The 18,648-nt window shown below is 58.8% G+C and carries 15 protein-coding genes; 9 read left to right on the top strand and 6 right to left on the bottom strand.

Annotation, left to right across the window (positions count from 1 at the left end; translation table 11 throughout):
• Both ACEW8J_RS08495 and udk read left to right on the top strand, forming a co-directional pair.
• Positions 1-945, top strand: coding sequence for an isopenicillin N synthase family dioxygenase (locus ACEW8J_RS08495; RefSeq protein ID WP_373491203.1), 945 nt, complete (start codon positions 1-3; stop codon positions 943-945).
• Complete coding sequence (udk, locus tag ACEW8J_RS08500; RefSeq protein WP_373491204.1) at positions 942-1,547, top strand: uridine kinase; 606 nt, start codon at positions 942-944, stop codon at positions 1,545-1,547. Before ACEW8J_RS08495 ends, udk begins: the two co-directional genes overlap by 4 nt.
• Before the next feature lie 15 nt (positions 1,548-1,562).
• Here udk and ACEW8J_RS08505 read toward each other — a convergent pair whose 3' ends face one another.
• The 4 genes from ACEW8J_RS08505 to ACEW8J_RS08520 all read right to left on the bottom strand — a co-directional run bounded on the left by ACEW8J_RS08505 (position 1,563) and on the right by ACEW8J_RS08520 (position 4,574).
• Positions 1,563-1,727 (bottom strand): hypothetical protein, encoded by a 165-nt coding sequence (locus tag ACEW8J_RS08505; protein ID WP_373491205.1) that lies wholly within the window; start codon positions 1,725-1,727, stop codon positions 1,563-1,565.
• 2 nt (positions 1,728-1,729) lie between these two features.
• Positions 1,730-2,734 carry an SDR family NAD(P)-dependent oxidoreductase gene (locus ACEW8J_RS08510; RefSeq protein ID WP_373491206.1) on the bottom strand — a complete coding sequence of 335 codons (1,005 nt, stop codon included), beginning with the start codon at positions 2,732-2,734 and terminating at the stop codon, positions 1,730-1,732.
• Positions 2,731-4,035: a UDP-glucose/GDP-mannose dehydrogenase family protein gene (locus ACEW8J_RS08515; RefSeq protein WP_373491207.1), complete on the bottom strand. Its 1,305-nt coding sequence runs from the start codon at positions 4,033-4,035 to the stop codon at positions 2,731-2,733. The genes ACEW8J_RS08510 and ACEW8J_RS08515 overlap by 4 nt, the downstream gene beginning before the upstream one ends.
• A 161-nt stretch (positions 4,036-4,196) precedes the next feature.
• Entirely contained in the window at positions 4,197-4,574 is a 378-nt protein-coding gene (locus ACEW8J_RS08520) for a MarR family EPS-associated transcriptional regulator (protein ID WP_373491208.1), read from the bottom strand.
• A gap of 378 nt (positions 4,575-4,952) precedes the next feature.
• On the opposite strand from ACEW8J_RS08520, the gene ACEW8J_RS08525 reads away from it, so the two are divergent.
• Together ACEW8J_RS08525 and ACEW8J_RS08530 are read left to right on the top strand one after the other, a co-directional pair.
• Positions 4,953-5,465 (top strand): transcription termination/antitermination protein NusG, encoded by a 513-nt coding sequence (locus ACEW8J_RS08525; protein WP_373491209.1) that lies wholly within the window; start codon positions 4,953-4,955, stop codon positions 5,463-5,465.
• A 503-nt stretch (positions 5,466-5,968) separates the two neighbouring features.
• On the top strand, positions 5,969-9,430 hold the full coding sequence (locus ACEW8J_RS08530) for a TonB-dependent receptor domain-containing protein (protein WP_373491210.1): 3,462 nt from the start codon (positions 5,969-5,971) through the stop codon (positions 9,428-9,430).
• A gap of 185 nt (positions 9,431-9,615) precedes the next feature.
• Here ACEW8J_RS08530 and ACEW8J_RS08535 read toward each other — a convergent pair whose 3' ends face one another.
• Positions 9,616-10,182 carry an NADPH-dependent FMN reductase gene (locus ACEW8J_RS08535; protein WP_373491211.1) on the bottom strand — a complete coding sequence of 189 codons (567 nt, stop codon included), beginning with the start codon at positions 10,180-10,182 and terminating at the stop codon, positions 9,616-9,618.
• A 141-nt stretch (positions 10,183-10,323) separates the two neighbouring features.
• Here ACEW8J_RS08535 and ACEW8J_RS08540 point away from each other — a divergent pair, with 141 nt between their 5' ends.
• The 3 genes from ACEW8J_RS08540 (at position 10,324) to ACEW8J_RS08550 (ending at position 15,142) form a co-directional block, all read left to right on the top strand.
• The gene (locus ACEW8J_RS08540; protein WP_373491212.1) at positions 10,324-11,484 is read left to right on the top strand and encodes an acyl-CoA dehydrogenase family protein; all 1,161 of its coding nucleotides are present in this window, start codon (positions 10,324-10,326) and stop codon (positions 11,482-11,484) included.
• Between the two features lie 141 nt (positions 11,485-11,625).
• Entirely contained in the window at positions 11,626-12,840 is a 1,215-nt protein-coding gene (locus ACEW8J_RS08545; RefSeq protein WP_373491213.1) for an acetyl-CoA C-acetyltransferase, read from the top strand.
• Between the two features lie 112 nt (positions 12,841-12,952).
• The gene (locus ACEW8J_RS08550) at positions 12,953-15,142 is read left to right on the top strand and encodes a 3-hydroxyacyl-CoA dehydrogenase NAD-binding domain-containing protein (protein WP_373491214.1); all 2,190 of its coding nucleotides are present in this window, start codon (positions 12,953-12,955) and stop codon (positions 15,140-15,142) included.
• 41 nt (positions 15,143-15,183) lie between these two features.
• Here ACEW8J_RS08550 and ACEW8J_RS08555 read toward each other — a convergent pair whose 3' ends face one another.
• Positions 15,184-15,918: a TetR/AcrR family transcriptional regulator gene (locus tag ACEW8J_RS08555; protein ID WP_373491215.1), complete on the bottom strand. Its 735-nt coding sequence runs from the start codon at positions 15,916-15,918 to the stop codon at positions 15,184-15,186.
• Between the two features lie 122 nt (positions 15,919-16,040).
• Here ACEW8J_RS08555 and ACEW8J_RS08560 point away from each other — a divergent pair, with 122 nt between their 5' ends.
• Complete coding sequence (locus ACEW8J_RS08560; protein WP_373491216.1) at positions 16,041-17,663, top strand: acyl-CoA carboxylase subunit beta; 1,623 nt, start codon at positions 16,041-16,043, stop codon at positions 17,661-17,663.
• A 151-nt stretch (positions 17,664-17,814) separates the two neighbouring features.
• Entirely contained in the window at positions 17,815-18,627 is an 813-nt protein-coding gene (locus ACEW8J_RS08565; protein ID WP_373491217.1) for an enoyl-CoA hydratase-related protein, read from the top strand.
• Positions 18,628-18,648: the final 21 nt, after the last annotated feature.

Raw genomic sequence — 18,648 nt, forward strand, 5'->3', positions numbered from 1 at the left:
ATGACCCAGACCCAAGACACGCTTGCCGCCGTATCGCTCGCCATGGCGGATGAAGACGCCGATGCCTTTGCCGAACGGATCGGCCGCAGTTTTTCCGACTGGGGTTTTGCCGTGGTTGCCGATCATGGCATCCCGGACGAACTGATCGCGCGCGCCGACGCCACGTCTCGCGCCTTTTTCGCGCTGCCCGAAGAGGTGAAGCGGGCCTATCATATCGCCGGTGGTGGCGGCGCCCGCGGCTACACCCCCTTCGGCACGGAAAGCGCCAAGGATTCCGATATCCACGATCTCAAGGAATTCTGGCATATCGGCCGCGAATTGCCCGCCGGTCACCCCTTCGAGCCGTTCATGCTGCCCAATGTCTGGCCGCGCGAACTGGACGGCTTCCGCGATACCTATCTCGAGATGTTCGCCGCTTTCGACAAGGCCGGAGCCCGGATTCTCGAAGCGATCGTTCGCTATCTCGAGCTAGCACCCGATTTCTTCGTCGACACGGTGCGCGACGGCAATTCGGTGATGCGGCTGATCCACTATCCGCCGGTGCCGGAGGAATCGCCAGCGGTACGCGCCGGCGCGCATGAGGATATCAACACGATCACCCTGCTGATCGGTGCCGAGGAGGCCGGTCTGGAACTGCTCGACCGGCAAGGCCACTGGCGCGCCGTAACCCCGAAAGCCGGGGAGCTGGCAGTGAACATCGGCGACATGCTGCAGCGGCTGACCAACGACCGCCTGCCGTCGACAACCCACCGGGTGGTCAATCCGGCACCGGAGCGGCGGGGATTTTCGCGTTATTCCATGCCGTTTTTCCTGCACTTCCGACCTGATTACAGGATCGAGACATTGCCAGATTGTGTCGATGACACCCATCCGGACCTTTATCCGGAACCGATCAGCGCGCATGACTATCTGCAGCAGCGCCTGCGCGAGATCGGTCTCATATGACCCCGAGGGCGGTCGGCATCAGCGGCGGCAGCTGTTCCGGCAAAACCACATTGACCCGCAGGGTTTTTCAACGGCTTGGCCCCGGCCAATGCGTGATCCTGCCGCAGGATGATTATTTTTTCGGACTCGGCGATGCGCCGGAAGGCAAGGGCGGCCCGAATTTCGACCATCCCGATGCGGTTGATTTCGACCAGCTCTGTGCCCAACTGGCGCAGCTCAAGGCCGGACTGGCGATCGAGCGGCCGCTCTATGATTTCCCCACCCATATGCCTAAAGCCGCAACCGAGCGCACCGAACCGCGGCCGCTGATCCTGATCGATGGCATATTGATACTGCAACATCAGCCGCTGCGCGCGCTTCTCGATCTCAGCATCTTCGTCGAATGTGATTCGGAGACGCGCTTTGCCAGAAGACTAACGCGCGATGTCCGCGAACGCGGACGCACCCCGGAATCGGTACAGGCTCAATTCGCCAACCAGGTCGGGCCGATGCATGATCTGCATGTCGAGCCCTCCAAAGTCCATGCCGATATCGTGGTGAAATCGCAGCGATGTGACGCGGCATTTGACGACCTGTTCCGGTCCATCACCAGCCTGATCTAGCCTGGCAGCTTGAGCCTAGTTGGCCGTTTCCAAAAGGCCCAGCGTCCGCTCGATAACCTCATCCTGCTGATCGTCGCTCATGTCACTTCCCGACGGCAGGCACAGTCCGTTGGCAAACAGCGTCTCGTCAACCCCTGAGCCATGATAGGGCGTTCCCGTATAGAGCGGCTGCATGTGCATGCTCAGTCTCCGTAATATTCGCGATACCAGCGCACAAACCGCCCCACACCCTCCCGAAACGGCGTTTGCGGGCGGTAGCCAGTCAGCTGTTGCAGCAGCTCGGCATCGGCCCAGGTGGCGGGCACGTCACCGGTCTGCATCGGCATGTAGTTGCGGATCGCCTTCTTGCCCAGTTCGTCCTCGATCGCCTCGACGAAGTCCATCAGGCGCACCTTGTCGGAATTGCCGATATTGACCACCCGGAACGGTGCCGCGGGCGACAGATTGTCATTTTCTGCCGCGGTTTCCGGCCCGCCCGGCACCGCGTCGATGAGCAGCCGGATCCCGCGCACGAGATCTGTGACATAGGTGAAGTCGCGCCACATCTCGCCATTATTGTAGATGTCGATCGGTGTGCCTTCCAAGATCCCCTTGGTGAATTTGAACAGCGCCATGTCGGGCCGCCCCCACGGACCGTAGACGGTGAAGAAGCGGAACATCGTCGTCGGCAGGCCATAGATATGGGCATAGGAATGGCCCATCGCCTCATTCGCCTTCTTCGTTGCCGCATAGATGGTCAGCGGCGTGTCGGCCTTCTGCGTTTCGGCAAAGGGCATTTCGGTGTTGGCGCCATAGACCGAGCTGGTCGAGGCCATCAGCAGATGCTGGACCGACACGGCGCGCGCCGCCTCCATCACGTTGAAGGTGCCGACAATATTGGCGTCGATATAGGCGCGCGGGTTTTCGAGACTATAGCGAACCCCCGCCTGCGCCGCGAGATGGACAATGATATCGGGCGCGGCATCGGCAACTGCCGACTGCACGGCCTCATTGTCTTCCAGCATGGCCTGGGTGAAGGTGAATTTCGGGTGCTGCCGCAGCAACTCGATCCGGCGTTCCTTCAGACGGACGTCATAATAATCGGTCATGCCGTCGAACCCGGCGACCGTCCAGCCCTCCTGCAACAGCAGCTCGGCGAGGTGAAAGCCGATGAACCCGCCGGTGCCGGTGATGAAGGCTGTTCTCAACGTCCCACGCCTGCATATTCGGTAAAGCCGGCCGCCACAGCCGACTCCCGGTCATAGACATTGCGCAGATCGGCCATCACCGGGGACGCCATGCCGTCGGCCAGGCGGGCGAGATCGAGCGCGCGAAACTCGTTCCACTCGGTCAATATTACGACGAGATCCGCCCCCTTCGCCGCCGCATAGGCATCATCCGCCCAGGCCACGCCCGGCAACAGCGCCTTGCCCTCGCGCAATCCCTGGGGATCGCAGACCCGGACCTGCGCCCCGCCGCCGACCAGCGCCGGCACGATCGTCAGCGACGGTGCATCGCGCATATCGTCCGTTTCGGGCTTGAATGTGACCCCGAATATCGCGATCGTCTTGCCATTGGCTGATCCGCCGCACAGGTCGAGAATCTTGTCGATCATCCGCCGCTTGATGGCGTCATTGACCGCGATCACCGTCTCGGTAATCCGTTGCGGAGCCCCGTGTTCCTGGCCGATCCGGGCCAGCGCGCTGGTGTCCTTGGGAAAGCAGGAGCCGCCATAGCCCGGCCCGGCGTGCAGGAACTTGTTGCCGATCCGGCCATCCAGCCCGATGCCCTTGGCGACCGACTTGACATCGGCACCGACGCGCTCGCACAGCGCGGCAATTTCGTTGATGAAGCTGATCTTCGTGGCGAGGAAGGCGTTGGCGGCATATTTGATCATCTCGGCCGATTCCAGATCGGTATAGACGATCGGAAACTCCCGCAGGAATAGCGGGCGGTAGATGTCACCCATGACCGCCTGGGCGCGATCGCTTTCAACGCCGACGACGACGCGGTCGGGCTTCATGAAATCCTCGATCGCCGCCCCTTCGCGCAGGAATTCGGGGTTGGAAGCCACGTCAAAATCGGCCTGCGGATTGGCCGCGCGAATAACCGCCTCGACCTTGCGATTGGTGCCCACCGGTACCGTTGACTTGGTCACCACCACGGCATAGCCGGTCAGCGCCTGCGCGATATCCTCGGCAGCGGCCATGACATAGGTCAGGTCTGCATGGCCATCGCCGCGCCGGGTCGGCGTCCCGACAGCGATGAACACGGCATCCGCGCCATCGACTGCCGCGGCAAGATCGGTCGTGAAACTCAGCCGGCCCGACGCCACATTCCGCTCCATGACCGCATCCAGCCCGGGCTCATAGATCGGAACCTCGCCCCGTTCGAGCTGGGCGATTTTTTCCGGCAGCTTGTCGACGCAGATCACCTCATGGCCGAAATCCGAAAAACACACCCCCGAGACAAGCCCCACATAGCCCGTGCCGATCATCGCAATCTTCATTGTTCAATAGTCCTTTTTGTCCATTGTTCATATACGGCCTGCCGCTCGCAGCCATCAGCCACAGCGCCATTGCCGCCGGCATTCCGGTCCCGCCACTGTCCGATAGCTGGCCCGCAATGGTCCGTCATCAAATGTATCTGTCTCACCGTCATCATGTCCGGTTATTCGCCTTTCAGACCGTCGCGGGTCTTGGCCAGCTGGGTTTCCTGAAGTTCAGCGGTCAGGCTGTCTATTTCGGCCTTGAGAGCATCGTGCTCGGCCATTTTTCTTTTCAGGAACTGCCGCGTCATGGCTGCCTTCTCGGCAATCCCCTTCAGCGTGAGCTTGTAGGCATAGCGGCGTTTGTCTTCCGCGGCGGTGAAATTCCCGAGCTTGACCAGACCTTTCTCGATCAGGGCGCTGAGCACATAATGCATGCCGCCAACGCTGACCCCGACAGCCTCAGCCAGATCCCGCTGCGACATTTCAGGATTGTCCTCGAGAAGGCGAAGAACACGAAAATGCGTGTCTTCCTGAAGTTTGCTGCGTTTGCTGGTCATATAATCCGGCTGATTTTCTGCAGGCTACCGCACAAAGCGACCCACCGGGTGCCTTGTAGATGGTGCAGGTGAACATTCATGACAGCGCGCCAGACTCTGCAAATTGGCCGGTGCACCCGAGATCATTCATAACTGAACGATCTCGCTGGTACAAGTTGGAACTGCGGTCCGTCAGCGCTTCACCTGAGCCCCTGCCTCCATCCGATCTGCAATCATTCAGGGATGGTGTTAATCCGCGGATATGCGATCGACATACTGTCTTTGCAACAACCAGTTCGATCAATAGCCATCGCAACATCCTATCGGCTCTGCAAAACCCCGCTTGCATCTGGTCGAGCTTGAGCGATAGACGAATCGCGCATTGTCAGGAGGTTGGAAATGGCATCCCACGATTCCGGGGTCAGTTGGTTTCTGGCGCAGTTGAAACCGAACTGCGCCGATATCGCCGACAAGAATCTCAAGCGGCAGGGTTTTGAAACCTTTCTGCCGCTGGAGGAGCAAACACGCCAGCAGAACGGCAAGTTCATCACCACCCGCCGGCCACTGTTTCCCGGCTATATCTTCGTGGCTTTCGATGTCACCCACGGACTCTGGCGGATGGTCAGGTCAACCTACGGCATCACGCGGCTGGTAAGCTTTGGCCAGGAGCCTGCGGCCGTGCCGCCCGATCTTGTGACGCAGTTGATGGCGGGCTGTGATGCCAGTGGCAAGCTCATGCCATCCCCAATATTGCAGCCGGGAGATCATGTGACCCTGACCAAGGGGCCATTTGCCAATTTCGTGGCCGAGGTGGTGAAGATCGCGCCCGACCGCCGCGTCTGGGTGCTGATGGATATCATGGGCGCTCAGACAAGCGTCGTCGTCGGGGCGGACCAGCTCCGGACATCCTGACCCCGGTACCGCCACAATGTCCCGGCTTTGCAACAGGATTTCCTGTTCGGACAGGCGCTTTCCCCGGCGACTCGACTGCGGAGCGCGCGAGCCGGCCCTGGCATGGCTGCCCGAACAATTCGGCAACCCGCCCTGGCCGATTCAATGCCGCCTGAGGAAGAACTTTTAATTTGGTGCTGACAGGGTGATAAATTCGCCACAGTGCGGACCAGCCATCGACAACCGGATCCGGACCGAATGGTCCCGCATGTTCTGTGATAAAACAACAGCTTGATTCAAGCGAATCCGCGTTGAGAAATGCTTCCCCGCCGAAAAAATTTCGCTCAAAATTTGCTGCTGGAAAATATAATGCTGCGCTGCAGCAACAGTGGTTTCTTTTGAGACAAAACTGTCACTTAAGCGGCCTAGAGACGGCTTGCTTTGGTCTCGCTGTCAACCAGTCACAGACGATCAACTCATATCAATTTTATCTCAATGTGGTTCATGAACGGGGAATGCAAATCATGAAAATAAAATATCTTCTGGCTGCCAGCGTTGTCAGCCTCTCGACGGCAGGCCTGATCGCTACACCAGCGGCTGCACAGCAGATCACTTCGGGTATCGGCGGGACGGTCAGCGACGATTCCGGCAATCCTCTGCCCGGCGCCACGATTGTCGTGACCGATACGCGGACCGGCGCCCAGCGGTCCCTCACCGCCGGTGCATCCGGCCAGTTCCGGGCGGAAAGCCTGACCACGGGCGGCCCCTATACCGTCACGGCAACCGCGCCAGGATATGAAGGCCAGACATTGGAAAATGTCAGCATCAACCTGCAAGGCAATACAACGCTCGGCTTCACCCTCTCCAGCGGCGAAATGGAGAATGTCATTGTCGTGACCGGCGCACGGGTTGCGATTTCGCAACTGGCGATCGGCCCCGGACAGTCGTTCGGTGCTGCAGAGCTGGAAACTTTCCCTACCATCACCCGCGACATTCGCGACTTCATCCGTATCGATCCCCGCGTCAGTCTGGACCGCTCCGGCTCCAATGATCGGGTCAGCTGCCTCGGCGGCAATGACCGCTCGAACTCCTTCTCGGTCGACGGTATCATCCAGTCGGATGTCTACGGCTTGAACGGAACGCCCTTTGCATCGCGCAACTCGCTTCCCCTGCCTTTCGACGTCATTGCGGAAACGTCGGTGGAATTCGCGCCTTATGATGTCGAATATAGCGCCTTTACCGGCTGCGCCATCAACGTCGTGACCAAGGCTGGCCAGAACCAGTTCCATGGCAGCGCCTTTTTCACTTATTCCGACAGCGGCCTGCAAGGCGACAAGTTCGCCGACACCGAACTTGCGATCGATCCGTTCAACGAAAAGCGTTACGGCGTGACCCTGTCCGGTCCGATCATCCCGAATCACCTGTTCTTCTCTTTCGGCTATGAAGAAGCCAAATTGGGATCATCACAAGTGACCGGGCCGATCGGTTCGGGTTTCGGAACCGAGCTGCCGTTTATCACAGAAGCGCAGTTCAACACGGTTTCCGATATCGTCCGCCAGAATTATGGTATTGATTCGGGTGGTATCACCCGCAGTCTTCCTGAATCCAACCGCCGCTTCTTCGGCCGCCTCGACTGGGTCATCAACGATCAGCACCGCTTTGAAGCGACCTATCAGCGTCTCGACGAAACCAAGGTCAGTTCGGACGATGTCAGCACATCGAGCCGCTCCTATTCCGGCAACAACACCTTCTATAACTCCGGTACCGAATCCAATTATTATTCGGCCCGCCTCTACTCCAACTGGACCGATCGTTTCTCGACCGAGATCCGGGCTTCGCGCTCGGAAGTGCAGGATCTTCAGGACCCGGTTGGTGGCGGTGAAGCGCAAACCGGCAATCCGATTCCGCGGATCGTCGTCGGCGTGACCAATCCGGACAATGGCGAGAGCGGTTCGCTGGTCTTCGGCCCCGGTTTTTCCCGTGCAGCCAATGACCTGAAGACCGAAATCAACCAGTTCAAGGTCAAGGCCGATCTGGAAGCTGGTGATCACAATCTGACCCTGGGCGCCGAACTCAATCACACCAAAGTGTTCAACCTGTTCGTCCAGAATGCCACCGGTACCTATACATTTGCCAATGTAGCCGATCTGCAGGCCGGCCTGCTGGCTTGCGGTTCCAACACCTTCCCGACCGCCGCCCAGATTCAGGGTGGCGATATCGGCAACTGCCTGACCAACAATGCCGCAGCGGGTTTTTACGGCAACTACTCGTTCTCCGGCGACGTCAACGATGCGGCAGCCAATTGGGAACGCGGATTATTCTCCATCTATGCACAGGATGAATGGCGGGCAACCGATCAGCTGACCCTGGTGGGCGGCGTCCGGGTGGACTGGCTCGATGGTGATGCGCCAGCAGCCAACCCGGTCTTCCTGGCCCGCTATGGCTTCACCAATGCCAATGCGTTCAGCAAGGTGGATCCGGTATTGATGCCCCGTTTTGCCGCTACTTATGATCTGCTCAACAGCGGTATCTTCAGTGATACCCAGGTCCGCGCCGGCGTCGGTATCTTCACCGGCGGCGATCCAACCGTATGGCTGTCCAACGCGTTCCAGAACAACGGCTTTGGCGTTGGTCAGGGACGGACCGGAAGCGCAAATTGCATTCCTGCCGGAACCCAGCTTGCGGTACCAACCGATGGGTCGGCTCCGACACCGCCAGTCTGTGCGGTCAATGCCGGTATTGGTACGGCCGCTCGAGGACTCGGCGATGCCCAGTCGACCGATCCGAATTTCAAGACACCAACGGTTTTGCGGGCAAATTTTGGCGTGTCGACGACGTTCGGCACCGGCAACGGCGGTTTCTTCGACGACTGGAAGCTGAACTTTGACTATATCTTCAGCCGCTTCCGCAACTCGGCCGATTTTGTCGATCTGTCGCAAGTCGTCGACTTTAGAAAGGGCATCAACGGTTTCACGGTTGATGGGCGACCCATCTATGCCGCTATCGATCCCAATGCTACCGGTTGCAACGCGACTCTGGTCGGAACCGGAGGTACGTCGCCGACATTTAATAATGTCACCAGCCAATGTTTCGCAACCAGCCGTGATGACGAAATCCAGCTGACCAATGGCGCGTCTTTCAACAGCCATGTTGCTTCGATCCGGCTGGCGAAGCAGTGGAGCAGCGGTGTCTTTACCGACAATGGCGGCGTCAGCTTCAATCTCGGTTATGCTTATACCAATGCGAAAAACAACCGTTTCAATGCCAGCTCAACGGCAACTTCGGGCTATGACATTACTGCGGCCTTTGACCGGCAGAATTCGGCAGTAGCGACCTCGGAATATGAATCACGCCACAATGTTACCTGGGCGATGAATTTTCGCGAGGAGTTGATTCCGGACCTCGCCACCCAGTTGGGCTTTGTCTTCGTCGCGCGGTCAGGTCGTCCGTACAGCGTCACGTTCGACAACGGAGCCGTGTTCAACGACTCATCGTCGGGCAATGACAATGCATTGCTCTACGTTCCCACCGGACTTACCGATCCGAATGTGGTCTATGTCGACAATGTTGTCGCCGGCAATGTCGTCCAGACCGCGGCAGCAGCGGCGACAGGTCTCGACAATTATATCAGCAACGACAAATGCCTCTCGAAATTTCGCGGACAGTCGGTCCCGCGCAATTCCTGCCGCAATGACTGGTTCTTTGATCTTGATATGCGACTCTCGCAGGAACTGCCTGGACCGGGACGCCTGTTCGGTGTCGAAGACAAGATCCAGGTCTTTGCCGATTTCAACAATGTCCTGAACCTGATCGACAGCGGCGCCAATCTGTTCCGGTCGCGCAATTACACCACGCCGCTGATCACCGGCGGTGTGGATGGCCAGGGTCGTTATGTGATGAAAGGCTTCTCGCCCGACGATACGAATTTCCAGAATCTGTCCGCCTCTTTGTGGCGCATTCAGTTTGGCGTTCGCTACGAATTCTGATCGAAGGAAAACAACCAGGAAAGACGGCGGTGCTGAAAAGCGCCGCCGTCTTTCATAATGCGCGCCGTGCCAACCACCCCGAGCGCATCAATAGGGTTATCGGCAAGGCAGCCCGCGGACTGATGGGACTTTAAGGAAAAAGCCGGGAGGCTTGGAATTCTGACGGCAATTACCGCAAAATCGCTTCAGCGGCCTTCGGCGCGCAACATGACTTGTTGTGCCACCAGCTTCAGCTGCTCGTTCACCCCTGGGTCCGCACAGCCGCCATCGCGGAATATTCCGCCCGACGCATTGATACCAACGCCCAGCGGGGTCGGCCAGCCGCGCAGGGAATGGACGATCGAGCGCAACGCCGCCAGCGTGCTGCCGACCGCTTGCCAGCCATGGGCAGTGACGATAAGCCCGATTGGCAGGCCGTCCAGATAGATGCGATCGTCCGTCGATGTTTCCTCGATATAATCAATCGCGTTCTTGACCAGGCCAGAGACAGTGCCGTGATAGCCGGGACTGGAAAGAAGCAGGCCGTCGGCGCGGCGCACCAGCGCCACCAGGTCCTTGCCGGTCTGGTTGAGTCCGGCCGGATCCGAACGATAATGCGGCAGCGCCATCAGCCGGTCCGATCCGAACAATTCGGTTTCCGCACCGGCGGCGGCGGCGGCTTCCAGCGCAATCGCCAGGGCGACTTCGGTCGAGGACAGGGGGCTGGTCGTGCCGCCAAGACCAAGGATGAACGGTTTTTTTGTTTTTTCCACGACAAAGCCATACCGAGGGTTCCCCGGCAATTGCAACGGACTTGTTTCTTAATTGACCGATTAAATCTGGCGTATTAAGACCTCAGGCAATCGGCGGGCGGGCTGCGCGCCTGTCTCCCCTATCAGACCAAAGGATATTCCATGCGCAAATTTACCGAAGAACAGCATATGTTCCGTGATGCCTATCGCCGCTTTCTCGCCGACGAGGTCGCCCCGCGAATGGATGAATTTCGCGATGCCGGAATTGTCGACCGGGAAATATTCAAGAAAGCGGGCGACCAGGGCTTTCTGATGATCTGGCCGGACGAAAAATATGGCGGCATGGGCGACAATGATTTCCGCTACGAGCAGATCATCATCGAGGAAACCGCACGGGCCGGCTGCGGCGAATGGTATAACACTCTGCACAGCCGTCTGGTCGGACCCTATTTCAAGAATATCGGCAATGAGGAACAGCGCGAACGCTTCCTGCCGAAATGCGTGAGCGGCGAGACCATTCTGGCGGTTGCGATGACCGAGCCCGGCGCCGGCAGTGACCTGTCCGGCATGAAAACCATGGCAAAGGACATGGGCGACCACTGGCTGCTCAACGGGTCAAAGACCTATATCTCCAACGGCATCAACGCCGATGTCGTGATCGTCGCCGCCAAGATTGAGGGTGTCGATGACAAGCATGCGATGGTCCTGCTGATCGTCGAGCGCGGCATGGCGGGCTTTGAACGCGGCCAGAATCTGGAGAAAATCGGCCTGCACGCACAGGATACGGCGGAACTATTCTTCAATGACGTCAAGATACCAAAGGAAAATACGCTGGGCACCCCGGGCAAGGGCTTCATCCATCTGATGGAAGGCCTCGCCGAGGAACGCCTGATCGCCATGGTCGGCTATGCCGCTTCGGCACGGCGAGCGTTTGACGTCACTCGTGAATTTGTCATGGATCGGGATGTTTTTGGCAAGAAACTGGCGGATATGCAGAATACCCAGTTCAAAATGGCTGAAATGGATGCAAAAATCGACATGCTGCAGGTCTATGTCGATCATTGTGTCGATATCCACAATCAGGGTGGACTCAACGCCAATATCGCCGCCAAGGGCAAGATGCTGGGCAGCGAAATCGAGTGGGAAATGGCCGATCTCGGTCTGCAGCTGCACGGCGGCGCCGGCTATATGAAGGAATATGAAATCAGCCGGATCTTCACCGATGCGCGGATGAGCCGGATCTATGCCGGATCGAGCGAGATCATGCGCTATATCGTCGGCCGCGATGTTTTCAGCCAGAAATATCAATCGATCCTCGATTAGTTTATAGCAGAAAAGAGCTAGCCAAGGGGGCGAGTCGCCTCTTGGCTTGGTTGACGTTTACGTAAACTGCTTGACTGTGCTGCGCTGCAACATTAGCATCAGGTGATATCCTTCCAACTCTTCCAATGAGAGGAAACCCGAATGACCGAAGCCTTTATCTATGATGCAGTAAGGTCGCCCCGCGGCAAGGGCCGCAGTGACGGCGCCCTGCACGAAATCACCGCTCTCGACCTCGCCGCGCAGGTGCTGGCATCGATCAATGATCGCAATGACCTGGACGGTCATGAAGTCGAGGACATCGCCTTTGGCTGTGTCTCTCCAGTAGGTGAGCAAGGCGCGGTGATCAGCCGCATGGCGGCGCTCAAGGCGGGCTATGCCGACACGACCTCAGCGATCCAGGTCAACCGTTTCTGCGGTTCCGGACTGGAAGCGGTGAACATCGCAGCGGGCAAGGTCTGCTCCGGCGAAACCGATCTCGCCGTCGGTGGCGGCATCGAATCCATGTCCCGCATTCCGATGGGCAGCGATGGGCTTGGCGGCATGGCCGACCCGAGCCTCGTCTTTCAGGAATATTTCGTGCCGCAGGGCATTTCTGCCGATCTGATCGCCACCAAATATGGCTATAGCCGCGATGATGTCGATGCCTATGCCGTGGAAAGCCAGAAGCGCGCCGCCAAGGCCTGGGACGAAAAGCGGTTTGCCAAGTCGATCCTGCCAATCCGCGACGTGATTGGAGAAGTCGTGCTGGATCGGGACGAACTGATGCGCCCTGAAACCAATATGCAATCGCTCGGCGCGCTCGGCCCCGCGTTCAAGATGATGGGCGAGCAGATGCCCGGCTTCAACGACGTCGCGATCCTCAAGCATCCCGAGATCGAGAAGATCAACCATGTCCATCATGCGGGCAACAGTTCGGGCATCGTCGATGGCTCGGCCGCGGTGCTCGTCGGCAATGCGGGAGCTGCAGCGAAATATGACCTGAAACCGCGGGCGCGTATCATCTCGATGGCCGCCATCGGTTCCGAGCCAACGATCATGCTGACCGGACCCGAATTTGCCGCGCAGAAGGCACTGGACCGCGCCGGCATGACCGCGCAGGACATCGATCTGTGGGAATTGAACGAGGCCTTTGCCGCCGTGGTGCTGCGCTTCATGGATGCAATGAACGTCGACCACAGCGTCATGAACGTCAATGGCGGCGCGATTGCCATGGGGCATCCGCTGGGCGCCACCGGGGCGATGATCCTCGGCACGGTGCTCGACGAACTCGAGCGTACCGGCAAGTCGACGGCTTTGACCACTTTGTGCATCGGCGGCGGCATGGGTATCGCCACGATCATCGAGCGGGTGAACTAGGAAACGGATTGCAGCGCCCCTGCGCAGGCAGGGGCCCATCTCCCGATCGTGCCATGCACAACAAGTCGGAGATGGACTCCTGCCTTCGCAGGAGAACAGGAAAGGAAAGAATATGAGCTACGAAACATTCACCGTCGATCTGGACAGCGACGGCATTGCGCTGGTCACCATCGATCTTCCCGGCCAGTCGATGAACGTCTGGAACCAGGCACTGATCGCCGATTTCAAGACTTTCACCGAGGATTTGATCAGCAATGACGACATGAAGGGCGCTGTGATTACATCGGGCAAGCCATCCGGCTTCCTTGCTGGAGCTGATCTCAACATGCTCGGCGCATCAAAAGCGGACAGCACGGCCGAGGCGTTTGAAAGCGCATGGGAATTGAACGGCATGCTGCGCCGCATGGAAACCGGCGGCCATAGCGCCAAGGACCTGCTCAAGGGCACCGCTCACGCCAAACCGGTCGCCTGTGCGTTGAACGGCCTCGCACTCGGCGGCGGTCTTGAACTGGCGCTGGCCTGCCATTATCGCGTCTGCGCCGATGATCCGAAGATCCAGCTTGGTGTGCCGGAAGTGCAGGTTGGCTTGTTGCCCGGCGGTGGCGGCACCCAGCGACTGCCCCGTCTCGCTGGCCTGCAGGCAGCTGGCATAGCGATCATGATGGGCCAGCCGATGAATCCGCAGGCCGCGCTTGCGCAGAAGATTATCGATGAAGTCGTCCCGGCCGACGATGTCATTGCCAAGGCGAAGGAGTGGGTCAAGGCCAATCCCAAGGCGTCCGCGCCGTGGGACAAGAAAGGCTATAAATTCCCCGGTGGCGCCGGATCAATGGATCCCCGCGCGGTGCCGCTCTATCTCGGTTCTTCGGCCATTGCACTGAAACAGAGCAAGGGCAATTATGAAGCGGTCAAGGCGATCTTGTCCTGCCTCTATGAAGGCTCGATGCTGCCGATCGACACTGCCTTGCGCGTCGAGAGCAAATATTTTACCAAGCTGCTGTCCGGCCCGCAAGCCAAGAACATGATCCGCACCCTGTTCATCAACAAGCAGGCGGCTGAAAAAGGCGCTGCGCGTCCGGAAGGCGTACCGAAATCCGATATCAAGACGGTTGGCGTGCTTGGTGCCGGCCTGATGGGCTCCGGCATCACCCATGTAACCGCCAAGGGCGGGATGAATGTCATCGTGCTCGATCGCAACATGGAAGAGGCACAAAAAGCCGTCGCCTACAGCCAGAAGATTGTCGACAAAAATGTCTCGCGCGGCAAGATGACCAAGGAGAAAGCCGAGGCCTTCATGGCGCGAATCACCCCGACCGATAATTATGACGATCTGAAGGATGTCGACCTGATCATCGAGGCCGTCTTTGAACGACCCGATGTCAAAGCCGATGTGATCAGAAAGACCGAAGCGGTCATCGGCAAGGATGTTGTCTTTGCCTCCAACACCTCGACCCTGCCGATTACCGGTCTTGCCAAAAATAGCGAGCGTCCTGACCAGTTTATCGGGATGCATTTCTTCTCTCCGGTCGAGAAAATGCCGTTGCTCGAGATCATCCCCGGTGCCGAAACCGGTGACAAGGCCCTGGCCGTGGCGCTGGATTATAATGCCAAGATCCGCAAGACCCCGATCGTCGTCAAGGATGTGCGCGGCTTCTACACCAACCGCGTATTCCCGCCTTATGCCAATGAAGCGATGCTGATGGTCGCCGAGGGCGTTAAGCCCGCCCTGATCGAGAATGCTGCAATCGCGATGGGCATGCCGATTGGGCCGCTGGCCGTGGTCGACGAAACCACGCTGCAGCTGGGCCATGATATCATGACGTCAACCAAGGAAGACATGGGCGATGCCTATGTTCCGAGCGGCACCGAAGAGCTGATGGACATCATGGTCAACCAGATCGACCGGCGCGGCCGGCGCTTCGGCGGCGGTTTCTACGAATATGCCGACGACGGATCAAAAAAGCTTTGGCCCGGCCTGGCCGATCATTTCCCGCTGGCCGAAGAACAGCCGGATGTGGAAGAGGTCAAGCAGCGACTGATGTTCATCCAGCTGATCGCCACCGCCCAATGCTATGACGAAGGTGTCGTGTCCGATCCGCAATCTGCCGATCTCGGCGCGATCTTCGGTTGGGGATTTGCGCCCTGGACCGGCGGTCCAATGAGCCATATCGACACGATGGGCGTCGACAATTTTGTCCGGATCGCCGACAATCTGGCGCAGAAATATGGCGAGCGGTTCAAGCCGCCAATGTCGTTCCGTGCAAAAGCGGATGCAGGCGAGAGCTTTTACGAGGCAGCTTGAGCAAAAATTCCAATTAGAAAGAGCCCCTGCGGGGGCTCTTTCTATGAACCGGGCAGGCGATCGCTGAGAGAGCCAATTTGCGCAGACAAGTGATCAAGCCTAGACTCCAGACTGGCCAGATCCGCCTTATCGGTTGTCGCCCCAATGCCTCCCACGCCATAATGAGAGCGAAACAGCGCAACCATCCCATCTACCACCGGCTGCTGGGCGCGGGTACTGCGATCCGCCGCCATCGTCATCTCGATGGAGCGGGCGCTATATTCGAGGCTACCGTAAAATATGTCCCGGGCCTGCCAGAGGACCGCGTCAGCGCGCAATTCGCCGCGATCCTGTCCGCGCAGAAACAGCTGGTCGAACACCGCCACATAATGGCGCAGATGATCACGCGAGACGCTGACTTCGCTGTTGTTGCGGCGCAGGGCGAAGGTCAGGTTGATGAAGTCCGCATTCACGATCACCGTGTTGAGATGATATTGGGCCAGCGCTTCCAGTCGGCCAAAGAAATCCGTGGCTTGCACTGACGCCATCACGCCTTCCGCTTCCAGCGTCAGCCCGTCCCAGAATTGCTGCAGCACCGCCAGCATCAACTCCGCCTTTGAATCATAATAGCTGTAGATCGTGCCCTCCCCGATCCCGGCACTGCGGGCAATTTCCTGCATCCGAGCGCCGTCAAAACCATGATCCACAAAGATTGTCCGGGCCGCATCCAATATCGCCCGTTCCTTACGCTCCAGCTTGGCGCGCTGGGTTTCCGACTGGATCGCTTTTGAAGCCACTATTCTGTCCTTTTGCGAGCTTGACTCGAAAATATCGAATGCTATTCAATTAGCCTTCGTGGACTCGCCGTGTCAAATAGCGAATGATTGACTCGGTCAAATCGGAAAGAGGCGCTGCATCCATGCCCCAGTTTAAATCGAAGATCGTCACCGGATCGGACAGCTTTGCCCAGAATCGCAAGGATATGCTGGCGCTGATCGATCATCTGCGCAATCTGGAAAAGCGCGCCGTCGCGGCATCGGAAAAACGGCGGCCAACCTTTGAAAAGCGCGGCCAGCTGACACCACATGAACGGCTGAAGCGGCTGCTCGACCCCGGCATGCCATGGCTACAACTCTACAATATGGCCAATTATCTGCTCGAAAATAGCGATCCGGAAACCAGCATTCCCGGCGGCAGCGTGATTCTTGGCATCGGCTTCGTCAAAGGCGTGCGCTGCATGATCTGGGTTGATGACAGCGGCATCCGCGCCGGTGCGGCGACGGCGGGCGGCTGGGATGCCAGCAAGGGTGCCCAGAAGATGGCGCAGGAATTCAAGCTGCCGTTCATCCATCTGGTCGAAAGCGCCGGCGCGAATCTCATGGAATATAAGGTCGAGCTTTGGGCCCATGGCGGCATGCTGTTCCGCAATCTTGCCTGGCTGAGCGCGGCCGGCATTCCCACGATGGTGGTGCTGCACGGGCCGTCCACCGCCGGCGGGGCCTATATGCCCGGCATGTCGGACTATGTCATCGGCGTGCGCAACAATGGCATGGCCGCGCTGGGCGGAGCGGCGCTGGTCCATGCGGCAACCGGCGAGGTCGCTGACGACCGCGAACTCGGCGGTACCGAGATGCACGCATCGACCACCGGAAGTGTCGAATATCTCGCCGATGACGATGCCCATGGCATTGCCATTGCCCGTGAGACGATGGGACGTCTGGACTGGAACAAGAATAGCAGGCCGATCCGGCGCAACGATTATGAAGAGCCGGTTTATGATATCGACGAAATCGCTGGCGTCGTTCCGGTCGACTATACCACGCCATATGATGTTCGCGAAGTTGCCGCGCGGATCGTCGATGGATCTGATTTTGAGGAATTCAAGTCTCGCTATGGTCCCGGCACAGTCTGTATGCAGGCCAGTATCATGGGCCATGCGGTGGGTATCATCGGTAACAACGGTCCCTTTGATCCCGAAGCAGCAGCAAAGGCTACCCATTTTTTCCAGCTTTGCGACCAGTCGCAACTGCCGATCATATTCCTCAACAACACCACCGGCTATATCGTCGGCACCGAGTCCGAGCATAAGGGCATGATCAAGCTGGGCAGCAAGATGATCCAGGCTGTCTCCAATGTCCGGGTGCCGAAACTATCGCTCTACATCGGTGCCAGCTTTGGCGCAGGGAACTACGGGATGAGCGGCACCGCCTTCGAACCCGATTTTCTGTTCAGCTGGCCCAACGCCAAGACCGGCGTGATGGCCGGGGCATCGGCGGCCAACACGATGAGCCATGTCGCCCGGGTGCAGGCGAAGCGCAAGGGCGAGGAACCCGACGAGGAAGCGATCTCAAGGCAGGAACAGCGCATCAAGGCGATTTTCGAAGCGCAGGAAAGCGCCTTCTTCACCTCCGGCCGGGTGCTCGACAATGGCGTCATCGATCCCCGTGACAGCCGCAAGGTTCTTGGATTCGCTCTGGAAACAATTTTCGAGGCGCAAAACCGCACATTGCATCCCAACGCCTTCGGGGTCGCGCGGATATGATTGGAGTTTTTAATTTTTACATGTTCCCCCGCGAAGGCGGGGGCCCATCTCGGAAACATCCGTCAAGCACAGAGGACTGGGAGGGAACTCTACCAGCGCGTCAAGAGATTAGGGCAGGAGATGGATCCCTGCCTTCGCAGGGATACAAGCTATGACCGATCTTCCCAAAACCGAAACACTCGAACTGGAACTCCAACAGGGCTGGCTCACCATCTGGCTCAACCAGCCGGACAATCGCAACGCGCTGAGCGATGCGCTGGTCGCAGAGCTGGCGGCCGTCCTGAAGAGCGTACGCGACGACCGAAGCGTGCGCGGTATCACCCTGCGCGGACGCGGCGGCATTTTCTGCGCCGGAGCGGACCTGAAGAATTTCAAGGAGAATTTCCAGCAGAGCGGCGACCGTGCGGCGATCATCAAGATGTCGAGCGGTGCGGCGGAAATTTTCGATCTGGTGAACAGCGCTCCACAAGTGGTGATCGTGCTGATCGAGGGCGCGGCCATGGCAGGCGGCTTTGGGCTGGCTTGCTGCGCCGACGTTGTCATCTGCGAAAGCGGAGCACGCTTCGCGATGACGGAAACCGCCATTGGTGTGACACCGGCGCAGATATCGCCGTTCGTGATCCAGAAGCTCGGCTATGCCACCGGTCGCCGGTTGATGCTGACCGCCGCGAGGTTCGACGGCACCGAGGCACATGCGCTGGGCTTTGCCGATTTCCTTGCCGGTGATGTCGCCGGCCTTGAGGCGATCGAGATGCAGATCCGCAAGCAGGTGCTCGGTGCGGCGCCTGGGGCGGTGGCCGCGACCAAGGAACTGCTTGGCCAGATCACCGGCAAGCCGCGCGACGAGGTGATCCGTCTGGCCGCCGAGAATTTTGCCGACCGGATGGTCAGTGACGAAGCCAAAGAGGGAGTCGCCAGCTTTTTCGAAAAGCGCAAACCATCCTGGGTGGTGAAGCCGGAATGAACAGCCAGCATTATCCCATCA

Origin of the sequence: Parasphingorhabdus sp., assembly GCF_041748495.1 — a bacterium.
GTDB lineage: Bacteria > Pseudomonadota > Alphaproteobacteria > Sphingomonadales > Sphingomonadaceae > Parasphingorhabdus.

Coding starts and splice junctions, on each gene's coding strand:
- ACEW8J_RS08505 (WP_373491205.1), bottom strand. CDS start 1,727: ATGCACATGCAGCCGCTCTATACGGGAACGCCCTATCATGGCTCAGGG.
- ACEW8J_RS08565 (WP_373491217.1), top strand. CDS start 17,815: ATGACCGATCTTCCCAAAACCGAAACACTCGAACTGGAACTCCAACAG.
- ACEW8J_RS08540 (WP_373491212.1), top strand. CDS start 10,324: ATGCGCAAATTTACCGAAGAACAGCATATGTTCCGTGATGCCTATCGC.
- ACEW8J_RS08545 (WP_373491213.1), top strand. CDS start 11,626: ATGACCGAAGCCTTTATCTATGATGCAGTAAGGTCGCCCCGCGGCAAG.
- ACEW8J_RS08525 (WP_373491209.1), top strand. CDS start 4,953: ATGGCATCCCACGATTCCGGGGTCAGTTGGTTTCTGGCGCAGTTGAAA.
- ACEW8J_RS08520 (WP_373491208.1), bottom strand. CDS start 4,574: ATGACCAGCAAACGCAGCAAACTTCAGGAAGACACGCATTTTCGTGTT.
- ACEW8J_RS08560 (WP_373491216.1), top strand. CDS start 16,041: ATGCCCCAGTTTAAATCGAAGATCGTCACCGGATCGGACAGCTTTGCC.
- ACEW8J_RS08515 (WP_373491207.1), bottom strand. CDS start 4,035: ATGAAGATTGCGATGATCGGCACGGGCTATGTGGGGCTTGTCTCGGGG.
- ACEW8J_RS08530 (WP_373491210.1), top strand. CDS start 5,969: ATGAAAATAAAATATCTTCTGGCTGCCAGCGTTGTCAGCCTCTCGACG.
- ACEW8J_RS08495 (WP_373491203.1), top strand. CDS start 1: ATGACCCAGACCCAAGACACGCTTGCCGCCGTATCGCTCGCCATGGCG.
- ACEW8J_RS08550 (WP_373491214.1), top strand. CDS start 12,953: ATGAGCTACGAAACATTCACCGTCGATCTGGACAGCGACGGCATTGCG.
- udk (WP_373491204.1), top strand. CDS start 942: ATGACCCCGAGGGCGGTCGGCATCAGCGGCGGCAGCTGTTCCGGCAAA.